Below are 25,699 nucleotides of genomic sequence, written 5' to 3'. Positions count from 1 at the left end.
CGGAGAAACCCTCCGAACGGAGAAGCGCTCCGAACCTCTCAACGGAGAGGCACCCCAAGCGGATTGCCTCTCCGCCCGAGGAACGACCGCCGCCCGGTCACGCGCCGGCCCGCGGGCCGCGCCCGTCCGCCCGGGTCAGTTCGCCGGCCAGGCGCCATGTGCGGCGGCGGGCCGCCTCGCCGCCCATCGAGGTCTGGGTGAGGACCACCTCGGTCGCGCCCGCGTTGCGGTAGCGGCGCACCTCGGCGGCGACCGTCTCCTCGTCGCCGACGACCGCGACCTCGGCCGCCCGTTCCGCGCCGCTCAGTTCGAGGACCCGGCGGTAGGAGGGGATCGACTCGTAGAACGCCAGCTCCCGCGCCGCCACCTCGCGCACCCGGGCCACCTCGGCGGTGACCACGGCCGGCACCAGCGCGACCACCCGGGGCGCGGGCCGCCCGGCCGCCTCGGCCGCCGCCGTGAGCGCCGGCACGACATGCTCGCCGAGCGCCCGGGGCCCGGCGAGGAACGGCAGGGTGCCGTCGGCGAGTTCGCCCGTCACCCGCAGCGCCTGGGGACCCATCGCCGCCACCAGCAGCGGCGGAACGCGTTCCGCGCCCGGCAGGGCGACCGGCAACGGCGGTGCGGCGCTGAGCAGTTCGCCCCGGAAGTCCGCCGTGCCCTCGGTCAGCAGCGCGCGCAGCACGGTCAGAAACTCGGCGAGCAACGCGACGGGCCGCTCATAGGTGATCCCGAACGTTCCCTCCACAAACGGCTTGGCGCCCAGCGCCAGCCCCAGTTGGAAGCGCCCGCCGGCCGCCGCCTGGGCGGTCAGCGCCTGCCCGGCCACCAGCACCGGGTGGCGCCCGAAGATCGGGATCGCCGAGGTGCCGACGGTCAGCCCGGGCACCGCGTGCCCGATCACGGCCGCCAACGCGGCGGCGTCATAGTCGAGTCGTTGCCCCAGCCAGGCCGAGGCCACGCCCGTCTCCCGGGCCTCGCGCGCCTGCGCGACGGCCCCCTCCACGAAGTTCGGCGCCCCGGCGCCCGACAGCACCACCCCAACGTCCATACCACGGGCAACGGCCGCCCCCGCCCGGCCTATTCCCGGTACCGGCCCGCCCCGGGCGGCGCCCCGCCGCAGGACGCCCCCCGAGGGTCACCGGGTCACGCCGGCGCGCCGGTCATGCCGTCGCGGCCGCGAGCACCTCGGCGATGGTCACCCGGGCCCGGTCCCTGGCCGAGGCGATCGCGGCGTGCACCATGGCGAGGCTCAGCAGGTTGTCGTGGCACTCCCCCATCGGCACCCGCCCGGTGCGCAGCGCGGTGACGAACTCGGTCAGCGCGCCCGCTATCCCGCTCCCCGCCGGGGCGTTGGCGGCCGCTTCGGGAGCGTTCCCCGGGTCCGCCAGCTCCACACGCGGCGCGTTCTCGCCGTCCCAGGTCGCGCTGCCGCGCTCGCCGCTGAGCCGCCAGTCGCTGTTCCACGAGGTCTCCAGCCCGTCGCTGCACCAGCTGCCGGTGTAGACGTACCGCGTGTCGCCGGCCATCTCGAAGATGGCGGTGGCGGCGGCGTCGCCCCGGTACCAGCTCCACGCCGGGTTGTACTCGTCGCAGTAGACCGCGACGGGGTCGGCGCCCAGGACGAAGCGGGCGGCGTCGAAGCTGTGGATCGCCATGTCGAGCACCAGCGGGTGCTCCATGGCGTCCCGGAAGCCGCCGAAGCGGGGCGCCTTGAAGAACTCCTGCACGAGGATGCCGAGCCGGCCCAGCCGCTCCGCCTCGGCGCGCAGCGCGTGCAGGTGCCGGTCGTAGCGGCGGCTCTGGCTGACCATGAACAGCTCGCCCGCCTCCTCGGCCGCCCGCACCAGGGCCCGCGCCTCGCCGAGCGTGGCCGCCATCGGCTTCTCGCCCAGCACGGGCAGGCCCCGACCCAACGCCTCCAGGGTGACGGGCAGATGGGCGGCGGGCACGGTCACGTCGAGCACCGCGTCGGCGCCCTCGCCGTCGGCGAGTTCGCCGAGCGAGGCGGCGACCGGCACCTCGCCCAGGCCCGGCACGGCGGCGAGCGAGCGGCGCGCCTGGGCGACGTCGAGGTCCGCCACCCCGGCCAGGGTGACCTCGGGCTCGGCGGCGATCGCGCGCAGCCAGGCGCGCCCCATGCCGCCGGCGCCGACGAGCAGCAGGCGAACGGGCCGGTCGGCGGGCAGCGTGCGGAAGGTGACCGGGGCGGCTTCGGCCCCCGCCGCAGGGGGCTGGCCGGCGCTCATCGGCCGGCCTCGAACCAGCCGGCGGTGGGGCGCTCGTGGATCTGCGGCGCGCGCCGCTCGCGCTCCGGCTGCGCCGCCCAGCGCACGCCGTTGGCCAACACCCGGCGCACGTCCGGGTGGTGGTAGACGGGGTACTCCTGGTCGCCGGGGCTGAAGTAGAAGATCCGGCCGTGGCCCCTGGTGAAGGTGCAGCCGGAGCGGAAGACCTCGCCGCCGCTGAAGGAGCTGATGAAGATCAGCTCCTCGGGCGTCGGGATGTCGAAGTGCTCCCCGTACATCTCCTGTTGGGGGATGTCGATGGGGCTGGGAACGCCCTCGGCGATCGGGTGGGTGGGGGCGACCGTCCAGACCAGTTCGCGGTCCTGGCCGTTGCGCCAGTCCAGGGTGCAGGTGGTGCCCAGCAGGCTGGTGAAGATCTTGGAGAAGTGGCCCGAGTGCAGGACCAACAGGCCCATCCCGGCGAGCACATGGCGCTGGACGCGGCGCACCACCGCGTCGTCCACCCGGTCGTGTGCCGCGTGCCCCCACCAGGTCAGCACGTCGGTGTCGGCCAGCACCTCCTCGGTGAGGCCGTGTTCGGGCTGGTCGAGGGTGGCGGTGCGGATGTGGGCGTCGGCGAGGTGTTCGCCGATGCCGGCGGCTATCGCGCCGTGGATGCCCTCGGGGTAGCGTTCGGCGACGGCTGGCTCGGTCGTCTCGTGGACGTTCTCGTTCCACACCGTGACGCGCAGCGGGCGGCCAGACGTCGCACGGGTCGATCCGGTCATCTCTCGTTCCCCTTATGACAATCAACTCTTAGGGCATGGACGTTATGAACCCTCCCATGACCGACAACGACCGGCTTCGCCCACCCCCGGGAGGGGCGGGCGGGTCGGTCGGTGGCGACCGCGCACCGGCCCCCGTCAACGCGACGGGGGCCGGCGGGAGTTGGTCTGTCGCTACCCCTGGACCAGCCCCTCGGGGAAGGGCTGGTGATCCTCGTAGGCCGCGACGTACTGCCGCGTCCATCGGTAGTAGAGGTCGCCGTGACTGCCGGGCTGGCTCGGGTCCATCGGCTCGATGTCCCGGCTGAGCGAGGCGTCGTAGGCGTCGACGAAGCGGGCGTTGCCCTGTTCGTCCTCGAAGCGCTGCGCTATCCACTCGTTCCACCAGGTCAGCATCGTGACTCGGGGCCGCACCGAGAAGGCGTGGCGCCACTGCTCCCGCATGGTGCGCCCGCCGCGCCGGGCGATCGCGGACGGGTCCGTCATATACGACTTCTGGAGCGCGGCGCACACCGCGACCTGCTCGGGCACGCCGCCGTCCATGCCGACGTTCTGCGGGTACTCCTGGAGGAACGACCACTCGCGCTCGGCCAGTTGCTGTTGCAGCCCCCACATCTTCCGGAGCGTGAAGCGCTCGGCGAGCACGTCGGGCAGGGTGTCGGTGGTCAGCAGCAGCGGCTTGCCCTGGTACTGGACGAAGAGATCCTGCCACTCGCCCGAGGCGTAGAAGCGGTCGTGGGTCGCCAGCCCGGAGGCGGCCGGGTCCGCCGCGTCCGCCCGCGTGCTCACCCAGGGAACGACGAACGGCGTCGCCTCGCCCGAGTCGCGGTGGGCACGCATCGCCTCCAGCAGGACGCGGGTGGGCTGGTAGTAGCTGTCCTCGCTGTCCGCGTCAGGCTGGCCGTTGATGTTGGTGGCGTCGATGGCGATGAAGTCGATCCGCGCCTCGGCCAGTTGCCGGAAGTGGTGCCGCAGCACCCCGGCGTCGTCGCCCCGGTAGTAGCCGCGCTCCGGGCGGCCCCAGTAGTGGAAGGCGTGCAACGGCCCCCACTGCGGGGGCTGCCCGGTGCTGTTGGCGGCGTGCAGGATCTCGGTGTTGTCGTGGATCGGCCTGCCGGGGCCGACGGCCAGGTTGTGCCAGACCGAGTAGCAGATCCCGACGGCGTCGGGGGTGTTGTCCAGGTCGAGGGGGCCGGCGGCGCGCGGGCGCTCGACCTGGAGCGGTTCTCCGTTTCCGCGCCCGGTGGCCTCGGAACCGGAGGCGTTCGCCGCTATGGCGAGGGCGCCGCCGCCGAGAACGGCCCCGGCCGCCGCGCCGATGACGCCCCGGCGGCTCGGGCCTCGGCGCCGGGCGCCGCCCGTGGGGGTGGCGGCGCCGTCGGCGGGTTCGGCGTGCTCGGACGCGAACTGTTCGTCGTGTGGCATGAGGATGCCCTTCTTCGGACTGTGGGGGGTCATGCCGTGCGCTGTTCTGTTTGGTGCTGTGCGTTCGGCCGGCACGCTACTGGAGGCCGCTCGGGCTGTCACGGGTGCGTCAACGGGTCCCCCCACCCCGCGCGTCCCCGCCGGCGGGGACGCGCGCCACGGCCCGGCCGTCGGGGGCCGGTCAGCCCGACGCCCCGCGCTCCACGCAGAACTCGTTGCCCTCCGGGTCGGCCAGCACCACCCAGCCCCGGCCCTCGGGCCCGGTGTGGTCGGCGACCAGGCGCGCCCCCAACTCCCGGGCGCGGGCGACCTCCTCGGCGCGCGTCCGGCCGGTCGGGCGCAGGTCGAGGTGGAGCCGGTTCTTGGCCGCCTTGCCCTCCTCGACCCGCACGAAGAGCAGCCCGGGACCGCCGTCGGGCGCCTCGACCAGCACCTCGTCGTCCCCGGGGGCATCGATGTCCGAGATGGGCCGGCCCAACAACGCGCCCCAGAACCGGGCCAGTTCATAGGGCTCGCCGGAGCAGTCGAAGGTGAGGTGACGGATGGTGGGGTGCACGGTGCCTCTTCCGGGTCGCGGACTCAGTCCCGGACCGGATCGTCGGCCGGCGCCGCACCGTCGAACGATTACCGCCGAAGCGCGCGCGGGCCCGGGCGGCGCGCGGGCGGCGTTCACCGTCGGGGGCGGTGGGCGAAGACCCAACGGTTGCCGGCGAGCGCGTCGTTGGGCTCGGGCCGGGGGCCGCGCCCGTGGCGGCTGGTGAAGGTGAACGGCGTGTGCACCGTGGGCACCCAGCCCCTGGCGGCGAGGTCGCCGGCGGAGTCGGGGCGGGGACCGCCGGCGAAGAGGGCGAGCAGGTCGACCCCGGTGCGCCCGAGGGTGTGGGTGTAGACGGCTCCTGACCTGACCCGGGCCGACTCGACCAGCTTGATCTCGTAGAGCAGCGCGCTGCCCGGGGCGCTCAACCGGTCGACGGTGTCGATGAGTCGACGTTCCGTCGCCGCCGGCAGATAGAGCAGCAGCCCCTCGGCCAGCCAGGCCGTGGGCCGGGCCGGGTCGAACCCCGCGTCCGTGAGCGCCGTCGCCCAACTCCCGGTGAGGTCGGCGGCGAGGGCGTGCCGGGCCGCCCTGGGCTCGGCGGCCGGGGCGGACGGCGGGAGGTCGGCCAGCACCCGTTCCTTGAACGTCAGCACCGGCCGTCGGTCGATCTCGAAGACCGCCAGGCCGTCCGGCCAGACCAGCCGGTAGGCCCGGGTGTCGAGACCGGCCCCCAGCAGCACCAGTTGGCGGATGCCGGAGCGGGCGGCGGCCAGCAGGAAGTCGTCCACCACCCGGGTGCGCAGCCCGAAGTAGCGCCCGAGCCGCCCCCACAGCGGGTCCGCCTCCCCGTCCGGCACCTGCCAGGGCCGCAACGGCCAGTCGGCGCAGGCCGGTTCGGCGCGCACGAAGTGCTCGGCGTAGGGGTCGCTGGCCAGCGCGTCGACCCGGTGGGTCTCGATGGCCCGGGCGGCGGCCACCAGCAGCGCGGTTCTGGCCACGCCCCTGGCGACGCCCGAGGGCGCCACCCCGGTCACTCCTCCTCCGCCGCCGCGCGCCAGGACGGGTCGCGGTGCTCGACGATCCGCGCCCCATAGAACCGGGCCATGAAACGCAACACCTCCGAATACGGCAGGTGCAGGCTGGTGGTGCAGTCGCTGAGCACGGTGATGTCGAACCCCTTCTGGAACGCGGTGCGCGCCGTGGAGTCCACGCACACGTCGGCGAAGAGCCCGGCCATGACCAGCCGGCGCACCCCGCGCGCCCGCAGATGGGCCTCGAACCCCTCGGCCAGGAAGGCGTCGAAGCAGGCCCGCTTGGTGAAGACCCGCTCCCCCGCGCCCGGCGCCACCCCGGTGAACTCCGCCCCCCAGCCGCCCTCCACGCAGCTGGCCGGCCTGCCCTGGGCCAGGTCCCTGCGACGCCAACTCGGGCCCTGGTGCGCCGGATCGCCGAGGAAGCGGACGAAGAGCACCTCCGTTCCGGCGGCCCTGGCCAACGTGACCGCCCGGGCCGCGTTCTCGACCACGGCGCTCAGCGGCGTCGGATCGTCGACGCGACGCTCGGCCGCCACCGAGCCGGCGCAGAAGTCGTTCTGGAGGTCGACCAGCGCCAGCGCCGTTCCCCCGGTCACCGCCCCGGCACCGGGGCGGCCGGGTCCCCGGGCGTCGTGGGCCCGGGCACCGGGTGCGGGCGGAGCGTGTCGAGCAGGGCGTCCACCACCTCCGTCGTGGAGTGGCGCCCGCCCACGTCGGGGGTGCCGACGCCCCGGCCGGCGAGCTGGTCGAGGGCGTCCTCCACGGCGCGCGCCGCGCCCGAACAGCCGGCGTGCCGCTCGGCGATCGCGGCGGCCGCGCGGATGGTGGCCACCGGGTTGACGCTGTCGGTGCCCTCGATGTCGTCGGCCGAGCCGTGCACGGTCTGGTACTCGACCAGGCCCGCGACGTCCGGGTGGAGGTGCGCGTTCTCCGTGAAGTGGTTCTCCTGGCGCCCGGCGCCGAAGCGGTCCAGCAGGACCACGTGCATGATGTCGGCCCACTCGTTGCCGGCGACGATCACGCCGCGCGCCGGGAGGCCGTGGGCGATCAGGTTGCGGTTGACGGTGTCGGGCTGGAACAGCTCGACCGCCACCCCGTGCCGCGCCGACGCCTCGGCGGCCCAGTCCTCCAACGCCCCGTCCAGCAGGTGGTACTTGTAGGCCAGGGTGATCCGCTCCACGGGGCTCTCCGGCCACAGGGCGCGGGCGCGGTGCAGGGCGAAGGCGACGATCGCGTCCGTGGTGTGCCGGCTGAACGTCGTGGCGCGGTGCAGCACGCCCGGCTCGTGCTGGTTCTCGCCGGTGTAGAAGCCCTGTGCCTCGTCCCTGACCAGCAGCAGCGTGGCGTCGCCCGCGCTCAGGGTGTCGACCTTGACCGCGCTCAGTCGCTGACGGACCAGGTACAGCGACTGGGCGTTGATGGCGGTGCGGAAGACGGCCCCGGTGCCGGCGGCGGCCTGCCGCCGACAGAAGTCCTCGTAGTGCGCCGCGTCCTGGCGCGTCAGCTCCCGCATCCGCTCGACACCGCCGCCCTCCCTCCGCAGTGAGGCGTAGGAGTGGTAGGTCCTGGGGGAACGCACGATCCGCACGCGCCTGCCGTGGAGTTGGGCGAGCCGGTCGAGCACGCGTCGGAAGACCGCGGCGACCTCCTCGCCCGTGCCCCGGCCCACCGCGAGGCCGACCACCGCCGTGTGGGTCACCGCCGTCTCCCTTCGTCTCGCCCGGTCACTTCTGATCTTTCTCGGGTGAACGCGGTCCCCCACGCTCAGGCCGTGGCCTTGCCCACCAGGTGGTCGCCGGGGATGCCGGCCTTGTCCGGGGCGTAGTAGTCGCGGATGCCCTCCTCCCAGGCGGCGGCCTCGATGCGGTCCTCGGCCGAGGGGCCGAAGGCGTCGAAGAGGGCGTCGATGTTGGCGCGTTCGAAGCCGATGGCGCTCATCAGCGCCACAAAGGTGGGACGGTCGACCAGCCCCACGCCGTCCGGGTCGCCCAGGGCCGCCAGTGCGCGGGCGAACTCGGCGATGGTGGCGTCGAACCGCCGGGGGTCGAGCACCACCGAGGTGTACTCGTCGAAGTCGATGCGGCCGTCGCCGTCGGCGTCCAACTCGGCGGCCAGGGTGGTCCAGTAGCGTTCGAACGCGGCCCGCAGCGCGTCCTTCTCGGCCTCGCCCGAGCGGGGCGCGGCGGCCACCACCCGGGTGGCCATCAACTCGAAGTCCACCGGCTCCAACACCCCGTTGCCGTCGGCGTCGAGCAGGGTGAAGACGACCCGGACCCGGTTGACCGCTTCTTCGCGCATGAACGTCCCTTCTCATCGATCCTGCCGGCCCGCGCGGCGGCGGGCCGGCGTGGAAGCGGAGGGCGCGACGGCCGCGCACCCCACGCCGCGCCGGGCCACGAGGCCCGGGCGGTGCCCCAACTATTCGCCGACGGGCGGTGGTTGGGCGAGCGGAAGCGGAACGACTCATCCGAACGGGGGAATCGGGCCGCCACGGGGCATGAAGCCGGCCCGCGCGGGCCGGCCGGGTCGGTGGGCGACGGGTCGGCCGGGTCGGTGGGCGGACGTCACCGACCATCCGGACACGGCCGGCCCGTCACCGCACCCGCCCCGGCCCTCCCGTCGCCGCTCCCCCGCCGCCCAGGACCGGCCCACCGGGGCTCGAACGGCACCTTCGGCGGCGGGAGTTCGGCGCGGTCGGGGAGGTGGGCGCCGGGGCGGGCGACGGTGAGGGCGGCGGCCCCGGCGGCGTGTGCGGCGACGGCGGCCAGGGTGGGCGCCGTCAGGGTGGGGAGCGCGGCGCGGTCGAGTGCGCCGGCGTGCGCCAGCGCGTCCAGCGTGGCGCAGAGGAAGGAGTCGCCGGCGCCCACCGTGTCGACGACCGCCGGCGCGTGCGCGGGGCCCGCGCTGACGCGGGCGGCGCGGGTGGCGGCCAACGCGCCCCGGGCCCCCCGGGTGAGGAGCACCAGCGGCACGCCCGCCGCGAGCCAGCGGTCGACGACCCGCTCGGCGGTCTCCCCGGGGAAGAGCCAGGCCAGGTCCTCCTCGCTGGCCTTGACCACGTCGCTGAGCGCCACCCGCCGCTCCACGGCGACCACCGAGTCCGCGCGCCCGCCGAGGAGTTGGGGCCGGACGTTGAGGTCGTAGCTGACGGTGGCGCCGGCCCGCAGCCGGCCCAGCAGGTCGAGCACGGCGCTCGCGCCCGGCTCCCGGGTGGCGGCGATGGAGCCGATGTGCAGATGGGTCGGCGGCGGGTCGGGCGGCGGGCCCGACGGCAGGGTCCAGTCGATGTCGAAGGCGTAGCTCGCCTGCCCCTCGGCGTCCAGGGTCACCGTGGCCGAGGGGGTGCGCACCCGCGCGCCCGCGCTGGCGCTTGCGACCCGCACGCCGGCGCCCGTGAGATGGGCGCGGATGAGCCGGCCCAGCTCGTCGTCCCCGAGCTGGGTGCGCAGCGTGACCCGGTGGCCGAGCCGGGCCAGGCCGTAGGCGACGTTGGCCGGGCTGCCGCCCGGGTGCACCACCTCCGGCCGGCCCGCCGCGCGCACGATGTCCGCCACACACTCCCCGACGACCAGGAACTCGGCTCGGGCGGTGGGCCGTCGCTCAGGCGAAGTCACGGATCACCACCCCGCCGAACGTCGCCGGGCCGCCGACGGTGAAGAGCGCCAGTCCGGTGGCCTCGGGCGCGGGGAACGCGAGCTGGGAGTGGACGTGGCGCCCGTCGTCGACGAACAGCTCGACCGAGGCGCGGTCGACCAGCACCCGCAGGGTCACCTCGCGACGCGCCGGGTCGAACGGGCTCCTGCTCTCCGTCCAGGTGCCGGAGGCGTCCGGGTGGGGCACGCCGCCCCGGTTGAGGAAGGCGTAGTCCCCGTGCACCCCGGCGTCCACGTGCGAGGCGCCGTCCGCCGACCTGCGCAGCTGGAGGCCGAGCGTGGTCAGCCGCTCCCAGCGGACGGTGGTCGTCACCTCGTAGGCCACCCCGGCGAAGTCCAGCGGGAGTTCGCCGTCCACCGCCAGGTCGCCCAGCTCGTGGACGTGGGTCGCGCGGGCGGCCAGGGTGTCGACCGGGCGGGAGAACAGGGCCCAGCCGCCGTCGGCGTCCCGGCCCAGGGTGATCTCCCTGACGACGGAGTCGGTGCCGTTGAACCCGTCGTGCTCCAGGGTCGGGGTGGCGTTGGCGTAGTCCCAGTTGTTGAGCCAGCCCAGCGCGTAGCGGGTGGTGGGATCGACCTGGCCGCCGCCGAGGTCGGCGTGCTTCTCCCAGGTCACGGCCGCGTACCAGTCGAAGCCGTGGTCCAGCCAGCGGGGCTCGTCGGTCTCGGCGGTGAAGGTCGTGCCGTCGAACGAACCGACCCAGTAGGCGTAGGTGTTGGGCAGCCCGACCGGCTTGCCGTTGGCGCTGACGCCCAGCACCCAGCGGGCCTCGCCGTCGGCGGTCTCGATGCGGAACAGGTCGGGGCACTCAAGGACGCCGAGGCCGGTGCGGACGAAGCCGCCCACGTACTCCCAGCTCCTCAGGTCGGCCGAGGTGTAGAAGCCCACCTTGTCGTTCTCGGCGAGGAGTTGGACCCAGCGACCGCGCTCGGCGTCCCAGAGCAGCTTGGGGTCGCGGAAGTCCCGGACGCCCGGGTTGGCCAGCACGGGGTCGGTGCCGTGCGGGGCGAACGAGCGACCGCCGTCGGTGGAGTACCACAGGTACTGGGCCTGGGTGTTGGCGCCCTCGACCGGCTCCATGGTGACCAGCGCGACCACGGCTCCGGCGCCGAAGCCGGCGGTGTTCTCGTGGTCGACCACGGCCGACCCGGACCAGACGTCGCCGTTGGGGGTGGTGTCCTTGGGGATGGCGACGCCCTGGTCGGCGAAGGTGACCAGGTCCGTCGAGGTGGCCAGCCGCCAGGCGGTGCCCTCGGCGCCGGCGCGGTAGTCGGCGTTGTAGAGGTACCAGTAGTGGTAGGCGCCGTCGATCAGCAGCGGGCGTTGCGGGTCGTTCTTCCACTCGTCGGGGACGGTGTGGTGGTAGACGCCACGGTAGGTGACGGCGCTCGGGGCGGTGGCACGCGCGGGGGTGCGCGCCGGAGTGCGTTCCCCGGCGAGGGCGGGCAGCGCCGGCAGCGCGCCCAACGCCGCGCCGGCGCCCGCCAGTCCGAGGAGGGTGCGGCGCCGGACGGCTGACCGGGGAACGGCGCGCCGGCCGGCGGAGCGGTCGGGGGAGGCGTGCGGCGCGTCGGGGTCGTGGCGGTGGGGGGTCATCGGGATCGTCCTCTCCCTGGGTGCCTGGTCACGTACGGGGTCGCGGGCCGGTCACCGGCCGCTGGCCGCGAGGCGGTGGCGGCTCGACGGGTTCCGGCCTGAGCGCCGACCCTCGGTGGCTCAGACCGTATCCCTAACTCGTTAAAGGTCAAGCCCCCGCGCGCCGTTCGCCCGCGCCGCCAGCCCGGCGGAAACCTCCCCGTTCACACCCCTTGACAAGGCGGCGACACACTTCCCATGATGGCCGGCACCTCATCACCTAACAGGAGTTAGGCCAGGGACCCTGGACGACGGTTCCCCAACTCCCTCTCGACAGACCCGCGTTCGACACCTCCATCGCCCCCGACACCACAAGGGACCCCGCATGAGCACCTTCGGCCGCCGAGATCGGTCCGGCCCCTCGCGGCGCGCGCTGCTGCGCTACGGCGCCTCCGGCGCGGCGGCGGCCGGCCTGGTCGCCAGCTGGGAGCGGCTGACCGGCGCCGACATCCCGGGCCGCGACGACGACGCGCTGACCGTGGCCACCCTCGGCTCCTCGGTCGACCCGGCGGCCCAACGCGCGCTGCGCGACGGCTTCCAGGAGCTGCACCCCGAGATCCAGGTCCGGCTGATCGCGGTGCAGGCCACCGACTGGCCGGACTTCTTCGCCAAGATCCTCACCCAGATCGCCGCCGGCACCGCCCCCGACGTGGTCTATGTGGCGACCGAGGGCGTGCAGCTCTTCGCCGAGAACCTGGGTGTCGCGCTGGACGACCGGGTGCGGCGGGACGCGGACGAGCTGCGCGAGTACTTCGCCGACGTGCACCCCTCGCTGGTGGAGTCGATGATGTACGAGGGGAGCCTCTACCAGCTGCCGGTCGAGTTCAACGCGGCCGACATGTACCTCAACACCTCGGTGCTCCGGTCCGCCGGGCTCGCAACGCCCCCGCCGCACTGGGAGCGGGACGACTTCACCGCCCTGCTCACCGAGTTGCGGGCGGCGGGCGGGAGCGGCTTCACGCCCTACTACTGGACCAACCGGCTGTGGGGCGGGGTGGTGCCCTGGCTCTTCGTCAACGACACCAACATCCTGGCGGAGTCCAGGGCGCCGGGCGGCGCGTGGCTGTGGGACGCGTTCTACCCGGGCGAGGCGGCGGCCGGGCGCGGCGGCGGCTACCGCTGGACCACGCCGCAGGCGACCTCGGACCGGGTGGTGGAGGTCTACGAGTACCTCACCGAGCTGATCCAGCGCGGCCTGTGCTCGCGCCCGGAGGGCGGCAGCGGCAACAACCTGGTCGGGGTCTTCTCCACCGGCCGGGTCGGCGTCACCCCGGCGGGCGGCTTCTGGGCCGGCGGGCTGCACGAGGCGGGGATGGACCGCGACGGCTACGACGTGACGTTCTTCCCCCGGTGGCGTGGGCAGCGGCACCAGTTCGGCGGGGCCGGCTACGCGCTGCTGCGCACCTCGAACAAGCCTGATGAGGCTTGGGAGTTCATCAAGTACTCGGTGCGCGGGGAGGTGATGGAGGCGCTCTTCCAGGGCAACCAGACGACGCCGGCGCGCCGTTCGATGCTGAACGCGGAGCGCTACCGGACCACGGGTCCCGCCGGGTGGCGCACGTTCTACGACACCCTCGACGCCTTCCCGGACACGGGGCCGATCCCGGCGCCGCCGCAGGTGACCGAGGTGGAGCTGGCGTTGACCAAGCACACCGGAACCGCGCTGGGCTCGCCCGGCGCGGTGCGGCCCGCGCTGCGGGCGATGCAGAACGACCTGGAGGCGGCCATGGAGCGTGCGTGGTGAGCGAGTTGCGAACGCGCGGGCGCGCACAACGGCGCGCGGCCCGACTGATGGCCGCCGTCTTCCTGGCGCCGACGGTCGTCGGGGTGGTGGTCTTCACGGTGGTGCCCATCGTGGGCTCGGTCCTGTTGAGCCTCTTCCACTGGAACGTGATCGACTCCCCGCGCTGGGCCGGCACCGCCAACTACCGGCAGGTCTTCACCGACTCCACGGTGCTGGTGTCGTTCACCAACACCCTGCTGTTCATGGTGTTGGCGGTGGGCCTCCAGCTCGGCCTGGCCCTCGCGCTGGCGCTGGCCCTGGACGGGAGGCTGCCGCAGTGGCTGCGGGCGGCGTTCCGTTCGGCGTTCTTCTTCCCGCTGGTGCTGTCGGCCGCCTCGATCTCGGTCGTGATGAAGTACCTCTTCAACCAGGACTTCGGGGTGGTCAACTGGGCGCTGGGCCACGTCGGCGTCTCCCCGGTGCCCTGGCTGACCCACGAGCGGTGGGCGATGGTCGCGGTGGTGCTGGTCTACGTCTGGCAGCAGTTCGGCTTCTCGCTGCTGCTCTTCGTCGGCGGGCTCAACAACATCCCGCGCGAGATGCACGAGGCGGCGGCGGTCGACGGCTCGACGGGCTGGCGCAAGCACCTGCACATCACGTTGCCGCTGCTCAGCCCGACGCTGCTGGTCGCGTCCGTGGTCGGCGTCATCAACGCGCTCCAGGTCTTCGAGCAGCCCTATGTGCTGACCGACGGCGGCCCGGGCGACGCCACCAGGACGGTCGTGATGGTGATCTACCAGAGCGCCTTCGAGCAGCTGCGCTTCGGGGAGGCGTCGGCGGTCGGGGTGTTGCTGTTCGCGCTGATCCTCGCCGTGACCGCCCTCCAGTTCCGCCTGAGCCGGCGCCTCGTCCACTACCAGTGAGCACCGACCGGTGAATCCACCCACCAGCCGCGTACGTCCCGTGCGCACCATCATGAGCCGGGGGTCTGACAGATGACCACGACCGTTGCCGAACCCGCCGTTCCCGCCGTGCCCGAGGAGCGGTCCTCGCGCCCTCCCGCGCGCCGCGCGCGCCGCCGCCCACGCGCCGGCCTGGTGGGCCGGGTCGTCGGGCTGACCGTGGTGGCGCTGCTGACGCTGGGGCCGGTGCTGTGGACGGTCTCCACCTCGCTCCGCGCGCCGGCCGAGTCCTTCGACCTGCCGCCCCGACCCGTCCCGCTCGACGCCACCGGGGAGGCGTACGGGCAGGTCTTCGAGCAACTCGACGTGTGGCTGCTGGCGTTCAACAGCACGCTGGTGACCGCGCTGGTGGCCGGCGGCCAGATGGTGACGGCGGCGCTGGCCGGCTACGCCTTCGCCCGGCTCGACTTCCGCTTCAAGGGGCCGCTGTTCGGGCTGGTGTTGGCGACCATGATGGTGCCGGTGCAGGTGACCATCGTGCCGGTCTTCCTGCTGCTCAAGGAGATGTCGCTCACCGACACCCTGCTGGGCCTGATCGTGCCGGCCTGGCCGACCGCGTTCGGCACCTTCCTGATGCGCCAGTACTTCCTGGGGATGCCGCGCGACCTGGGCGAGGCGGCGATGCTCGACGGCGCGGGGCCCTGGCGGATCTTCCGCTCGGTCTACGCGCCGCTGGCCACGCCCGGCCTCGCGATCATCGGGGTGCTGGCCTTCAACTACCACTGGAACGAGTTCTTCCGCCCGCTGATCCTGGAGACCAGCACGGAGAACTTCACCCTGCCGCTGGGGCTGGTCTCCCTCCAGGGCAACCTCGGCACGGGCAGCGTCTCCGTGGTGCTGGCCGGCGTGGTGCTCTCGATGATCCCCGCGGTGCTCGTCTTCGTCGTCGGTCAACGCCCTCTGCGCGAGGGCATCACTTCCGCAGGAGTCAACAGGTGACCCGTCCGCACGATCCGCGCCACCACCTCAGGCCGCCCGCCGGCTGGGCCAACGACCCGAACGGGCCGTTCCGTTGGCGCGGTCGCCACCACCTCTTCTACCAGCACAACCCGGACGGGCCCTGGCACGGGAACATCCACTGGGGGCACGCCTCCAGCGCCGACCTGCTCGACTGGGAGCACCATCCGGTGGCGCTGGCCCCGACGCCGGGCGGGCCGGACGCGGCCGGCTGCTGGTCGGGGTGCGTGGTGGACGACGAGGGGGTGCCGACGGCCGTCTACACCGGCGTGGACGAGCGGCACACGGGCCTGGGCACGATCCTGCTGGCGCGGGCCGCCGAGCCGGACGACCCGCTGCTGCGGGAGTGGAAGCCGTCGCCGCTCCCGGTGCTCGCCGGACCGCCGGAGGGGCTGGACGTGGTGATGTTCCGCGACCCGTTCGTCTTCCGGCACGGCGGGCGGCGCTGGGCGCTGGTGGGCGCCGGGCACGCGGACGGCACGCCCTCGGTGCTGCTGTACGACTGTCAGCGGCTGACGGACTGGCGCTTCGCCGGCGTGCTGCTGGACGGGCGGTCCCCGGGCGCCGGTTCCCTCGCTTCCTCCGGTTCCTCTGCTTCCTTTGGTTCCTCCGGCTCCGGGCCGGCGACCGGGTGGGAGTGCCCGCAGCTCTTCGCGGCGGGCGACGGCGAACGGTGGGTGCTGGTGCTGTCGCTGTGGAACGGCGACCCGCAGTCGGTGGTCTGGCTCTCGGGCACACTGCGGGAGGTGGCGGGGCCGACGGGGCCGGGGCTGGCGTTCCTCCCCGAGGCCGGGGGGCCGGTGGACGGCGGGCGGGACTGCTACGCCCCGGCGGTGCGGGCCGACGCCGACCGGACCCTGCTGTGGGGCTGGTCCTGGGAGGCGCGGGGCGAGAGCGCGGTGGCTGAGGCGGGCTGGGCCGGTCTGTTGACCCTGCCGCGCGAGGTCGGCGTCCACGGGGACGGGACGTTGCGCGTCGTTCCGGCGCGGGAGGTGGAGGCGCTGCGGGCCGGCGAACCGCTGGTCGTCGGGGCGGGCCGGGAGCCGCTGGGCCCGGTGCCGCTGCCGGACGCCTACGAGGTGTCGGTCACGGCCGAACACGCGTCGGTGCGCGTGGAGTTGGCCAGGGACGAACGCGGCGGGGCGTTGGCCCTGCTGCTCGATCCGGGCGCGGGGACCGTCGAGCTGCGCCGCGCCGACTGGCCCAGGGAACGCGGAGGCCGGCCGGCGGACGCGGGTCCGCTGACCCTGTCCGTGCCGCCGGCCGCCTCGTTGACGGTGCGGGTGTGGCGGGACGGCTCGGTGCTGGAGCTGTTCGCGGGCGAGGGGCGCGCGGTGGCGACGGAACGGGTCTATCACCGCCCGGGCGACCGACCGGCGCTGCGGGTTCGGGCGGCGGGTCCCGGCGCCGCCTTCTCGGCGACGGCGTGGGCGCTTCGGGACGCTTCCCCGGCGGTGATCACGGGGGCCAACCGGGGCTGATCAACGCTCCGTTGTCAGTGCGGCATGTCACCATACGCGCATGGATACAAGACGCACTGTGATCGACCCCGGATTGGCCTGGCTCGACGCCTTCTGTGAGCCGGGCTTCCGCGTGACCTTCGCTCACCGGCTGGCCCCCAGGGAGCTGTTGACACGGATGGGCGCCGACCCGGCGACGTTCCGGCGGCGGGACGCGGCGGCGGCCGAGCAGGCGCAGGCGCGGTTGGCCTGGGGGCTCTCGGTGGCGCGGGCCGGGCTCCACGAGGGCTGGGCCTACGCGGTGGAGAGCGCCGGCGTCCACGGCTCCGGGCGGGAGACGCTGCGTCGGGTCTCGTGCGGGACGCGGGCGTTGGTGCTGTCGCGCGCCGCCGACGGCGGCTGGGCGTTCGCCTTCGCCGAGGGGGGCGAGGTGGTGGCGACGCGGGAGTCGGTGTCGGCGGGGCGTGACGCGGGGGCGCTCGGGGACTGGCCGTGGCGGGTGGGGCTGTTGGACGACGAGCCCGTCGCGGGTCAGTGGGCCGGCGCGGGCGCGCGGCTGTTGGCGCTGGCGGAGGGCGCGCTGGGCGCGCGGCTGCCACGGGAGCAGGTGGAGTGGGGCTGGCTGGTCTCGGCCGAGGTGGGGGCCGTCTCCCCGCCGGCGCCGCCGGTGGGCATCGGCCCCGGTGTCTCAGCGCCGGGGCGCGGTCGGCCGCAGGGCGTGGCGGCGGGGCCGGGGCTCGGCGGGCCCCGGCCCGAGGGGGCGGTGTCGTGACCGGGTCGGTGGCGGGCGTGTGGGCCCGGGGCGTGAGGCGTGTGTGGGCGTGGGGCCGCCGGTGGTGGGCCGGCCCGAGGTCAGTCGGGGGCCGGTCCCACGGAGCCCCGGGTGACGACCGGGCAGGGCAGCGCCGTTGTCTCGACGCGTGGCGGGGTGCCGGCCTCGACGGCGTCCAGGAGCAGCCCCGTGGCCACCTCCCCCATTGCCTCGTGGGGCAGGGCCACGGTGGTCAGCGGCGGATCGAGGAAGGCCGCCATGTGCTCCTGGTCGTCGTAGCCGACCAGCGACAGGTCGCCCGGCACGGACAGGCTGAGCCGGGCGGCGGCGAGCAACACCCCTGCCGCGACGCGGTCGTTGTAGCAGACGATGCCGGTGGGGCGGCGGGCCGCCGGCACCCCCTGGAGGAGTTGGAGCGCGGCCCGGTAGCCGCCGGCGATCTCGCCGCCGGTGCGGACGATGGTCTCGGGGGCGGCCCGGAGGCCGACGGTGCGCAGCGCGTCGCGGTAGCCGCGCAGCCGTTCGCCGGAGGCGATGTCGTCGAGGCCGCCGGCCAGGGCCAGTCGGCGGTGCCCGGCGTCGATCAGCAGCCGGGCGGCGGCCCGGCCGCCGGCCCGTTCGGCGGGGATCACGGCCGGCAGGGAGCCGTCCGCCGGCAGGCAGTTGGCCAGCACGGTGTGACACTGGTCCAGCCCGGCGGGCAGCCGCGCCCTGCGCAGCGACATCGCGGCGTAGATGATCCCGTCCACCCGGCGGTCCAGCAGTTCGGCGACGGCGGCGTCCTCGCGTTCCGGGGAGCCGGCCGAGTCCACGGTGAGCACGAGGTGTTGGCGTTCCCAGGCGGTGCGCATCGCGCCGCGCAGCAGCGCCCCGGCGAAGGGGGTGGAGGCGATGTGGTCGGTGACCATCCCGATCACGGCGGTGCGGCGCCGCCGCAGCCCCCGGGCGACGGGGTTGGGCCGGTAGTTCAACCGCTCGGCCGCGTCCCTGATGCGTGCCTGGGTCTCGGCGGAGAGGTTGCCCTCGGCCCGTCCGTTGAAGACGAAGGACACCGCCGTGTGGGAGACCCCGGCGAGCCTGGCCACGTCCCGCGAGGTCGGCCTGCGCCGCCCCGCGCCCTCACCACTGCCAGCCACCCCGGCATGGTATCCCGACCCGCGGCATCGGCCTTCGGACCGGCCTCGGGGCCAACGGCCCGGCCGGTCCGGCTCTCAGGCCGCCCGCCGGAGTTCGCGCAGCGCCCGTTTCTCCCGGCTGTCACGCCAGCCGGCGAGGCAGGGCGGCACCACGGAGAGCGCCAGGGCCAGCGGCATCGCCACCGTGAGCCATCCCGGCACAGAGGTGGTCTGGGTCTCCCGCCACTGCACCCACGCCATCGGCAGCAGGGCGACGCCGACCAGCGCGTTGGTGGTCAGCAGCGCCCTGGCCATCGCCCGGGCCGAAGCGGCGCTGGCGGGGCGGTTGTTGCCCACGGCCATGGCCTGGGCCCAGCGGTCCTTCGGCGCCGGCATCGCGTCCAGCGGGGTGGCCCGCAGCAGCCCCCACACGCAGCCGGTCAGCAGCGCGGTCAGCCCCGCGTAGACGAACACCGGGAGGAAGGCCAGTCCCACGCTCCGGTCGCCCCAGGCGTCCACCCCGCCCGGGCCGACGTGTTGGGGGATGCGCTCGGGCAGCTCCGGGTAGCGCACGATCCCCCAGAGCGCCATCCCGACCAACAACACCACGCTCGGCGCCGCCCACCACCAGAGCGCGCCCGCCCCCGTCCGTCCGCCGCGTTCCCTCGTGCCCATGTCCTGCCCCTACCCGAGCGCCTGTCCGCCACCCCTCCCGCGCCGACGGGCGGCCCCGGGCGCCCGGGAGCAGCCGGACACGCACCGGTGGGCGACCGTGCTGGCCTTCCGCCTGGCCCGGGCCGACCGCCCCGCCGCTCCCGGCCGTTCGCCGTTCCCGCCCGGGGGCTGGGCCCTGCGGGCGGGAACGGCGGGCGAGACGGGGCGAGGGAGCGGGCGTCAGAGGGTGCGTTCCAGCCGTTCGGCCAGCAGTTTGGCGAACCTGGCGGGGTCGGCCAGTTGGCTGCCCTCCGCCAACAGGGCCATCCCGTAGAGCAGTTCGGCGGTCTCGCCGAGGCCCGGGTCGTCGGCGTCGGTGGCGTGGGCCTTCCGCAGGCCGGTGACCAGCCCGTGCTCCGGGTTCAGCTCCAGGATGCGCTTGCTCTGCGGCACCTCCTGGCCCATGGCGCGGTAGAGGTTCTGGAGCGCGGGCGTCACATCGCCGGCGTCCGTGACCACACAGGCCGGGGAGACGGTGAGCCGGGAGGTGAGCCGCACCTCCTTCACCTCGTCCCTGAGGCGCTCGCCGAGCCAGGTCAGCAGCTCGGCGAACTCGGCGCGCTGCCGCTCCTTCTCCGCCTTCGCCTCCTCGCCCTGCTCCTCCTCGGCGTCCAGTTCGGCCTCGCCCTGGGCGATCGAGCGCAGCTGCTTCCCCTCGAACTCGGGCACGGCCCCGACCCACACCTCGTCGACGGGGTCGGTCAGGATCAGCACCTCAAGGCCCTTGGCCTGGAAGGCCTCCAGGTGCGGCGAGTTCTCCACGGCGGTCCTGGACTCGCCGGTCATGTAGTAGATGTGCTTCTGGCCCTCCTTCATCCGCTCGACATACCGCGCGAGCGTGGTCAGTCGCTCCTTGTCGTGGGTGGAGACGAAGGAGCAGATCCTGAGGATCGCGTCGCGGTTGTCGGGGTCGTTGAGCAGGCCCTCCTTGACGACGCGCCCGAACTCCCGCCAGAAGGTGGTGTAGTTCTCCTCCCGGTTCGCCATCATCTCCTTGATGGTGGAGAGCACCTTCTTCACCAGCCGGCGGCGCATCAGCTGGATCTGGCGGTCCTGCTGGAGGATCTCCCGGGAGACGTTGAGCGACAGGTCCTGGGCGTCCACCACGCCCTTGACGAAGCGCAGGTACTCGGGGACGAGCGCCTCGCAGTCGTCCATGATGAAGACGCGCTTCACATAGAGCTGCACCCCGCGCTTGTTGGCCTGCGAGAACAGGTCGTGTGGCGCGTGCGCGGGCAGGAACAGCAGCGACTGGTACTCGAAGGTGCCCTCGGCCCGCAGCTGGATCGTCTCCAGCGGGTCGGTCCAGTCGTGGCTGATGTGCTTGTACAGCTCGTGGTACTCCTCGTCGCTGACCTCGCTGCGCGACCTGGCCCACAGGGCCTTCATGGAGTTGAGCGTCTCGGGCTCCGGGGCCTTCTCGCCGCCCTCGGCGTCCTCGGCGTCCTCCGTCTCCGACGCCTTCTCGGCCTTGGGCGCCTCGGTGACCATCCGGATGGGCCAGGTGATGAAGTCGGAGTACCGCTTGACGATCTCCCTGACCTTCCAGGGCGAGGTGTAGTCGAAGAGCTGGTCCTCGGCGTCCTCCGGCTTGAGCCGCAGGGTGACGGCGGTGCCTTGGGGCGCGTCCTCGACGGTCTCGACGGTGTAGCCGCCCTCGCCCGTGGAGGACCAGCGGGTGCCCTGGCTCTCCCCCGCCTTGCGGGTGACCAGACTGACCTCGTCGGCGACCATGAAGCTGGAGTAGAAGCCGACGCCGAACTGTCCGATCAGCCCCTCGGCCGCGGTCTCGTCCTTGGCCTCCTTCAGCCGCGCCAGCAGCTCGGCCGTGCCCGACTTGGCGATGGTGCCGATGAGTTGGACCACCTCGTCCCGCGACATCCCGATGCCGTTGTCCCGCACGGTGAGGGTGCGAGCCTCCCGGTCGGGCTCGATCTCGATGTGGAGATCGTCCACCTCGGCGTTGAGCGAGTCGTCGCGCAGCGACTCGATGCGGAGCTTGTCCAGCGCGTCGGAGGCGTTGGAGATCAGCTCGCGCAGGAAAACGTCCTTGTTCGAGTAGATCGAGTGGATCATCATCTGGAGGAGCTGGCGCGCCTCTACCTGGAACTCGAACGTCTCGGTCGGCATGGTCGTGGATTCCTCACGTCTGTCGCACGGTTGTGGAAGCCTGGCGCCCCCCGCGTCAGGTGCCGGCGGGGGCCACCGTCAGTGATGTTAGGCGAGGTCACCGCCGTCCATCGGGCCTTCCCTACGGGTCGGGGCGGTGCCGGCGCCGTCAGCGGTCGCGGACCGCCGCGAGGTACGCGCCGATCGCGTCGCGGTTGCGGGTCAACAGCTCGATGCGACGGGTCATCGCGTCGCGCTCGCGCTCCAGCAGGGCGAGCATCTCCGGGGTGGCGTCGGTGAAGTGGATGTCCCGTGGCCGGTTCAGGCAGGGCAGGATCTCCCGGATGATCCGGGTGGGCAGCCCCGCGTCGAGCAGTCCACGGATCTGCTGGACGCGGTCGACGAACTCCTCCCCGTAGGCGCGGTAGCCGTTGGCGCAGCGCTGGGGGGTGATCAGGCCCTGCTCCTCGTAGTACCGCAGCAGCCGCCGGGAGGTCCCGGTGCGCTCCGCCAACTCCCCTATCCGCATGGGTTCTCCCGCATGTGACGCGGCTCACCGCCGTCGGGCTTTACCTTCACACGAGTGTGAGGGTTCGACGATGGGCCGGGCAAGCCGCCGCAGACGCAGACCACGAAGGGACGGCTCCCGTGTCCGACATCTCCCCCGCCGCCGAACCTCGCGCCGCCGAGCCCCGGGCCGCCGACCCCGCGCCCCCGGAGCCCGAGGGGCCCGAGGGCCACGGCCACCAGCGACTCTACGACTACAGCCCCATCGTCGAGCGGCCGCCGCTGCGCTGGCCCGGCGGGGCCAGGGTGGCGTTCCATGTGGCGCTGAACGTGGAGCACTACCGCGTGGACCGCCCCGCCACCAGCATCTTCCCCGACACCGCGCCCCTGGTGCCCGACCCGCTCAACTACGGCTGGCGCGACTACGGTCCGCGCGTCGGCTTCTGGCGGGTGCTGGAGATCCTGGACCGGCACGGGGTGCGGGCCAGCGTGATGCTCAACTCCGAGGCGGGCCAGCGCTATCCCGCGATCGTGCGGGCCGGCCGGGAGCGCGACTGGGCCTGGGTGGCGCACGGCAGGAACAACTCGACGTTCCAGGCCGGCATGGAGCGCGAGGAGGAGCGCCGCTATCTCGCCGGGGTGGTGGCGGACATCGAACGGGCCACCGGTCGGCGGCCGCGTGGCTGGCTGGGGCCGGCGCTGACCGAGACGTTCCACACCCCGGAGCTGCTGGCCGAACTGGGCCTGGATTACCTGCTCGACTGGACCAACGACGACCAGCCGTACCCGCTGCGGGTGCCGGGGATGTGGGGCGTCCCGTACTCGGTCGAGCTGAACGACATCACCCTCTTCGTCGGCGGCCGGGTCAGCGGCCCGGAGTTCGTGCGGATCGTCCGCGACCAACTGGAGCGGCTGCTCGCCGAGTCGGCGGGCGGCGGCCGGGTGTTTCCGCTGGCGCTGCACCCGTTCGTGATCGGCCAGGCGTTCCGCTCGCGCTATCTCGACGAGGCGCTCGCCCTCGTCGCCGGCCATCCGGACGTCTGGCTGACGACAAGCGACGAGATCGCCGCCCATGTTCAGGGGGCGCCGGCGTCTCCGGCGGCCGCCTGACCGGTTTGGCGCGCGCCCCGCGCCCCGGCTGACCAGGGCCGGAGGCCCTGTCCGGCCAGGGTCTCCGGCCCCCACGGACCGAACCCTTCACGGCTCCACGACCGTTCGATCTCCACACCCTCCCCGAACGACCATAAGTTAGGTTAGCCTCCCCTAACTATCCCCTGTGGTCCGCGAGAGAGCCGAGGGCCCCGTGACCGTCCACATCCACCGCGACAGCTGGGGCATCCCCTCGCTCAGCGCGGACAGCGCCCGAGAACTGGCCTACGCCCAGGGCCGGTTGGCCGCCCAGGACCGTGCCTGGCAACTGGAGATGGAACACCGCAGGCTGCGCGGAACGTGCGCCGCCGTCCTGGGTCCGCCCGCCCTGGACTGGGACGTGCTGGTGCGCCGCGCCCAACTCGCCCAGACCGCACGCCGTTGCCTGCTCGCCCTCGACGACGCCACCCGCGACTGGGTCACCGCCTACACCGACGGGGTCAACTCCGCGCTGCCCGAAGCGGCGCGCCGCGCGCCGGAGTTCGTCGCCACCGGGACGCCCCCCGGCCGCTGGCAGCCCTGGGTCCCGCTGGGCGTCTGGCTCGCCACCCACCTGTTCTTCGCCGGCCTGCCCGCCAAGCTCTGGCGCGCCGAGGTCACCCGCCGCCTGGGCCCCGAGGCCGTCGCCTGGTTCACCGCCGGCACCCCGGGCACCGCCGGCAGCAACGGCTGGCTGCTCACCGGCGACCGCACCGCGACCGGCGCCGCGCTCCTCGCCGGCGACCCCCACCGCTACGCCGAGGACCCGGGCTGCTACCAGCAGATACGCCTGGTCTGCCCGGAGTTCGACGTGCTCGGCCTCGCCGTCCCCGGCGTCCCCGGCCTGCCGCACTTCGGCCACGCGGGCACCGTCGCCTGGGCCATCACCCACGCCATGGCCGACTACCAGGACCTCTACCGGGAACGGCTCCGCCGCACCGACGACGGCGCCGAGGCGCTCGGCCCCAACGGCTGGGAGCCCGCACTCCACGGCCTGGAGACGGTGACCGTGGCCGGCGCGGCGCCCGTGACCATCGACGTGTGGGAGACCGAGCGCGGCCCGGTGCTCTTCGGCGGCCCCGAGGACGCCGAGGCGTTCAGCCTGCGCCATGTTCCCCGCGTCACCGCCCGGTTGGGCTTCGCCACGTTGCCCAGGCTGCTGCGGGCCAGAACGGTGGCCGATGTGGACGCGGCCTGCGAGGACTGGGTGGAACCGGTCAATGTGCTGCTGGCCGCCGACACCGAGGGCGGCACGCTGCACCGGGTCGCCGGCCGCGTTCCCGTCCGCGACCCCGAGAACCGGCTGCGCCCGGTGCCCGCCTGGGACGCCCGCCACGCCTGGCGCCCCGACGCCTACGAGCCCGCGCCGCGCGCCGAGGTCGCCGGGGGCCTCGCGGTGATGGCCAACGAGCGTGGGCTCGCCGCCCCGCTGGGCGTCGAGTTCCTGCCGGGCCACCAACACCGACGCATCACCGAGCTGTTGCGGCCACGACGGGACTGGACGGCCGACGAGACGGCCCGAGTGCACGGCGACACCCTCTCCGGCGGCGCCCCCGCCATGCTCGACCGGCTGGCCGACCTCGACGGGCTGAGCCCGGCGGCCGAGGCCCTGGCCGGGCGGCTGCTCGCCTGGGACCGGCGGATGGACGCCGACTCCCACGACGCCGCCGCCTACGCCGCGTTGCGCGCCACCTGCGCGCGCCGGCTCGCCGCGCACCCCACGTTCGCGCCCCTGGCGACCCTGAGCACCGAACCGCTCGGCACCCGTCCCGAAGCCCCCGGTCCCTCCTCCGGCCGGCCCGGGCCGCGCTGCCCCGCGCCGCTGCGGCCCTGGCTGGAGCTGGGGCCCCGGATCGCGTTCGCCCTGGAGACCCTGCTCACCCCGGGCGTGGTGCCCGACCTCGACCCCGCCGCCCTCGTCCGCGAGGCGCTGGAGGCGGTCGCCAACGAGGGGGCGGACCACGGAACGTGGGGCGAACGCCACCGCCTCGCCCTGTGGCGCCCGCTGCCCTCGACGAACGGTCCGGCCCTGGACGTGCCGCTGGCCGGTGACCACGACTGCGTGTTGGCCACCGGCAGCGTCCCCGGGGTCACCGACACCAGCGCCCGCTGCCCGGTCGCCCGCTACGTCTGGGACCTGGGCGACCGCACGCGCAGCCGCTGGATCGTTCCACTCGGCGCGCACGGCACCGCCGACCACCCCCACCACCACGACCAGACGCCGCTCTGGGCCGCAGGCCGCCTCCTCCCCGTCGAGACGGAGCCGGCGCGCCTCACCCACGAGGCGAGCCTCGCCGTCGGCCGGGACACCGCCGTTCCCCGAACTCCCGCCTACGAACGCGACGTTCCCGGCTTCGGCACGGTGCGCCTCGTCCCCGTCGATCCCGTCGCCGACCTGGCGCTGCTGCACGGCTGGGTGACGGAGGAACGCGCCGCGTTCTGGGGCATGGTCGGCGCCGAGCCGATCGAGGTGCTGGAGATCTACGAGTACCTCGACGCGCTGCCCAGCCACCACTCCTACCTGGTGCACCGCGACGGCGTGCCGGTCGGCCTCTTCCAGACCTACGACCCGGCGGCCGACGAGGTGGGCGCCCACTACCCGGTGGCCCCCGGCGACCTGGGCGTCCACCTGCTGCTGGCCCCGCCCAGGGGCCCGCTGCGCCGGGGCTTCACGGGCGGGCTGATCCCGTGCCTGATCGAGTTCGTCTTCGCCGATCCGCGCGTGCGGCGCATCGTGGCCGAGCCCGACCTGGGCAACGGCCCGGCGGTCGAACGCGCCCTGCGCACCGGCCTCCTCCTCGGCCCGGTCATCGAACTCCCCGACAAACGCGCCCGGTTGGCCTTCCTCACCCGCGAGGCCGCACGGGAACGAGCCCCGGCCGCATGGGAACGAGCACCGGCGGCACGGGAACCGGGCGCGGCCGCACGGGAACGGGGATCGGCGCGCGGGTGA

At 74.1% G+C, this 25,699-nt stretch carries 22 protein-coding genes; 7 read left to right on the top strand and 15 right to left on the bottom strand.

The genetic code is table 11. The features are described 5' to 3' along the window. Positions 1-97 precede the first annotated feature (97 nt). The 11 genes from EBN88_RS04230 to EBN88_RS04180 all read right to left on the bottom strand — a co-directional run bounded on the left by EBN88_RS04230 (position 98) and on the right by EBN88_RS04180 (position 11,260). Positions 98-1,051, bottom strand: coding sequence for a TIGR03564 family F420-dependent LLM class oxidoreductase (locus EBN88_RS04230; RefSeq protein WP_122182424.1), 954 nt, complete (start codon positions 1,049-1,051; stop codon positions 98-100). A 112-nt stretch (positions 1,052-1,163) separates the two neighbouring features. Beyond that, positions 1,164-2,249: a Gfo/Idh/MocA family protein gene (locus EBN88_RS04225; protein WP_122182423.1), complete on the bottom strand. Its 1,086-nt coding sequence runs from the start codon at positions 2,247-2,249 to the stop codon at positions 1,164-1,166. Further along, entirely contained in the window at positions 2,246-3,016 is a 771-nt protein-coding gene (locus EBN88_RS04220) for a ThuA domain-containing protein (RefSeq protein ID WP_122182422.1), read from the bottom strand. The genes EBN88_RS04225 and EBN88_RS04220 overlap by 4 nt, the downstream gene beginning before the upstream one ends. 171 nt (positions 3,017-3,187) lie before the next feature. After that, a complete protein-coding gene (locus tag EBN88_RS04215) occupies positions 3,188-4,438 on the bottom strand; it encodes a glycoside hydrolase family 71/99 protein (RefSeq protein WP_147472638.1) in 1,251 nt (416 codons plus the stop codon). Between the two features lie 181 nt (positions 4,439-4,619). After that, the gene (locus EBN88_RS04210; protein ID WP_122182420.1) at positions 4,620-4,994 is read right to left on the bottom strand and encodes a VOC family protein; all 375 of its coding nucleotides are present in this window, start codon (positions 4,992-4,994) and stop codon (positions 4,620-4,622) included. Between the two features lie 113 nt (positions 4,995-5,107). Beyond that, the gene (locus EBN88_RS04205) at positions 5,108-6,010 is read right to left on the bottom strand and encodes an SAM-dependent methyltransferase (RefSeq protein ID WP_199742248.1); all 903 of its coding nucleotides are present in this window, start codon (positions 6,008-6,010) and stop codon (positions 5,108-5,110) included. Continuing rightward, positions 6,007-6,606: a cysteine hydrolase family protein gene (locus EBN88_RS04200; RefSeq protein ID WP_122182419.1), complete on the bottom strand. Its 600-nt coding sequence runs from the start codon at positions 6,604-6,606 to the stop codon at positions 6,007-6,009. The genes EBN88_RS04205 and EBN88_RS04200 overlap by 4 nt, the downstream gene beginning before the upstream one ends. After that, the gene (locus EBN88_RS31550; RefSeq protein ID WP_233580443.1) at positions 6,603-7,709 is read right to left on the bottom strand and encodes an isocitrate/isopropylmalate family dehydrogenase; all 1,107 of its coding nucleotides are present in this window, start codon (positions 7,707-7,709) and stop codon (positions 6,603-6,605) included. The genes EBN88_RS04200 and EBN88_RS31550 overlap by 4 nt, the downstream gene beginning before the upstream one ends. A 65-nt stretch (positions 7,710-7,774) precedes the next feature. Beyond that, positions 7,775-8,308, bottom strand: a complete 534-nt coding sequence (locus tag EBN88_RS31545; protein WP_122182418.1) for an EF-hand domain-containing protein — start codon at positions 8,306-8,308, stop codon at positions 7,775-7,777. Positions 8,309-8,574: 266 nt separating this feature from the next. Beyond that, positions 8,575-9,624, bottom strand: a complete 1,050-nt coding sequence (locus tag EBN88_RS04185; protein WP_122182417.1) for a PfkB family carbohydrate kinase — start codon at positions 9,622-9,624, stop codon at positions 8,575-8,577. Continuing rightward, positions 9,611-11,260, bottom strand: coding sequence for a glycoside hydrolase family 32 protein (locus EBN88_RS04180; RefSeq protein WP_122182416.1), 1,650 nt, complete (start codon positions 11,258-11,260; stop codon positions 9,611-9,613). Before EBN88_RS04180 ends, EBN88_RS04185 begins: the two co-directional genes overlap by 14 nt. Before the next feature lie 364 nt (positions 11,261-11,624). Between EBN88_RS04180 and EBN88_RS04175 the strand changes: the two genes are divergently transcribed. From EBN88_RS04175 to EBN88_RS04155, 5 genes are all read left to right on the top strand, one after another. Next, positions 11,625-13,043: an extracellular solute-binding protein gene (locus EBN88_RS04175; RefSeq protein WP_122182415.1), complete on the top strand. Its 1,419-nt coding sequence runs from the start codon at positions 11,625-11,627 to the stop codon at positions 13,041-13,043. A 47-nt stretch (positions 13,044-13,090) separates the two neighbouring features. Then, positions 13,091-13,945 carry a carbohydrate ABC transporter permease gene (locus EBN88_RS04170; RefSeq protein ID WP_122182439.1) on the top strand — a complete coding sequence of 285 codons (855 nt, stop codon included), beginning with the start codon at positions 13,091-13,093 and terminating at the stop codon, positions 13,943-13,945. Positions 13,946-14,017: 72 nt separating this feature from the next. Further along, positions 14,018-14,923 carry a carbohydrate ABC transporter permease gene (locus EBN88_RS04165; RefSeq protein ID WP_122182414.1) on the top strand — a complete coding sequence of 302 codons (906 nt, stop codon included), beginning with the start codon at positions 14,018-14,020 and terminating at the stop codon, positions 14,921-14,923. Continuing rightward, positions 14,920-16,422 (top strand): glycoside hydrolase family 32 protein, encoded by a 1,503-nt coding sequence (locus EBN88_RS04160; protein ID WP_122182413.1) that lies wholly within the window; start codon positions 14,920-14,922, stop codon positions 16,420-16,422. The genes EBN88_RS04165 and EBN88_RS04160 overlap by 4 nt, the downstream gene beginning before the upstream one ends. Before the next feature lie 58 nt (positions 16,423-16,480). Then, positions 16,481-17,173: a DUF6461 domain-containing protein gene (locus EBN88_RS04155; RefSeq protein ID WP_122182412.1), complete on the top strand. Its 693-nt coding sequence runs from the start codon at positions 16,481-16,483 to the stop codon at positions 17,171-17,173. A gap of 80 nt (positions 17,174-17,253) precedes the next feature. On the opposite strand, the gene EBN88_RS04150 is transcribed toward EBN88_RS04155, so the two are convergent. The 4 genes from EBN88_RS04150 to EBN88_RS04135 all read right to left on the bottom strand — a co-directional run bounded on the left by EBN88_RS04150 (position 17,254) and on the right by EBN88_RS04135 (position 21,640). Continuing rightward, positions 17,254-18,309, bottom strand: coding sequence for a LacI family DNA-binding transcriptional regulator (locus tag EBN88_RS04150; protein ID WP_122182411.1), 1,056 nt, complete (start codon positions 18,307-18,309; stop codon positions 17,254-17,256). Positions 18,310-18,384: 75 nt separating this feature from the next. Then, positions 18,385-18,963 carry a DUF1648 domain-containing protein gene (locus EBN88_RS04145; protein WP_122182410.1) on the bottom strand — a complete coding sequence of 193 codons (579 nt, stop codon included), beginning with the start codon at positions 18,961-18,963 and terminating at the stop codon, positions 18,385-18,387. A 219-nt stretch (positions 18,964-19,182) separates the two neighbouring features. Next, entirely contained in the window at positions 19,183-21,132 is a 1,950-nt protein-coding gene (gene htpG, locus EBN88_RS04140; protein ID WP_122182409.1) for a molecular chaperone HtpG, read from the bottom strand. Positions 21,133-21,280: 148 nt separating this feature from the next. After that, entirely contained in the window at positions 21,281-21,640 is a 360-nt protein-coding gene (locus EBN88_RS04135) for a MerR family transcriptional regulator (protein WP_122182408.1), read from the bottom strand. Between the two features lie 119 nt (positions 21,641-21,759). On the opposite strand from EBN88_RS04135, the gene EBN88_RS04130 reads away from it, so the two are divergent. After that, positions 21,760-22,728 carry a polysaccharide deacetylase family protein gene (locus EBN88_RS04130; protein ID WP_233580442.1) on the top strand — a complete coding sequence of 323 codons (969 nt, stop codon included), beginning with the start codon at positions 21,760-21,762 and terminating at the stop codon, positions 22,726-22,728. A gap of 193 nt (positions 22,729-22,921) precedes the next feature. Beyond that, on the top strand, positions 22,922-25,699 hold the full coding sequence (locus EBN88_RS04125; protein ID WP_122182407.1) for a GNAT family N-acetyltransferase: 2,778 nt from the start codon (positions 22,922-22,924) through the stop codon (positions 25,697-25,699).

It is taken from the genome of Streptomyces triticirhizae, assembly GCF_003696235.1.
In the GTDB taxonomy this organism is placed as follows: Bacteria; Actinomycetota; Actinomycetes; order Streptomycetales; family Streptomycetaceae; genus Streptomyces; species Streptomyces triticirhizae.
This window is presented reverse-complemented; position numbering and strand designations above follow the sequence as displayed.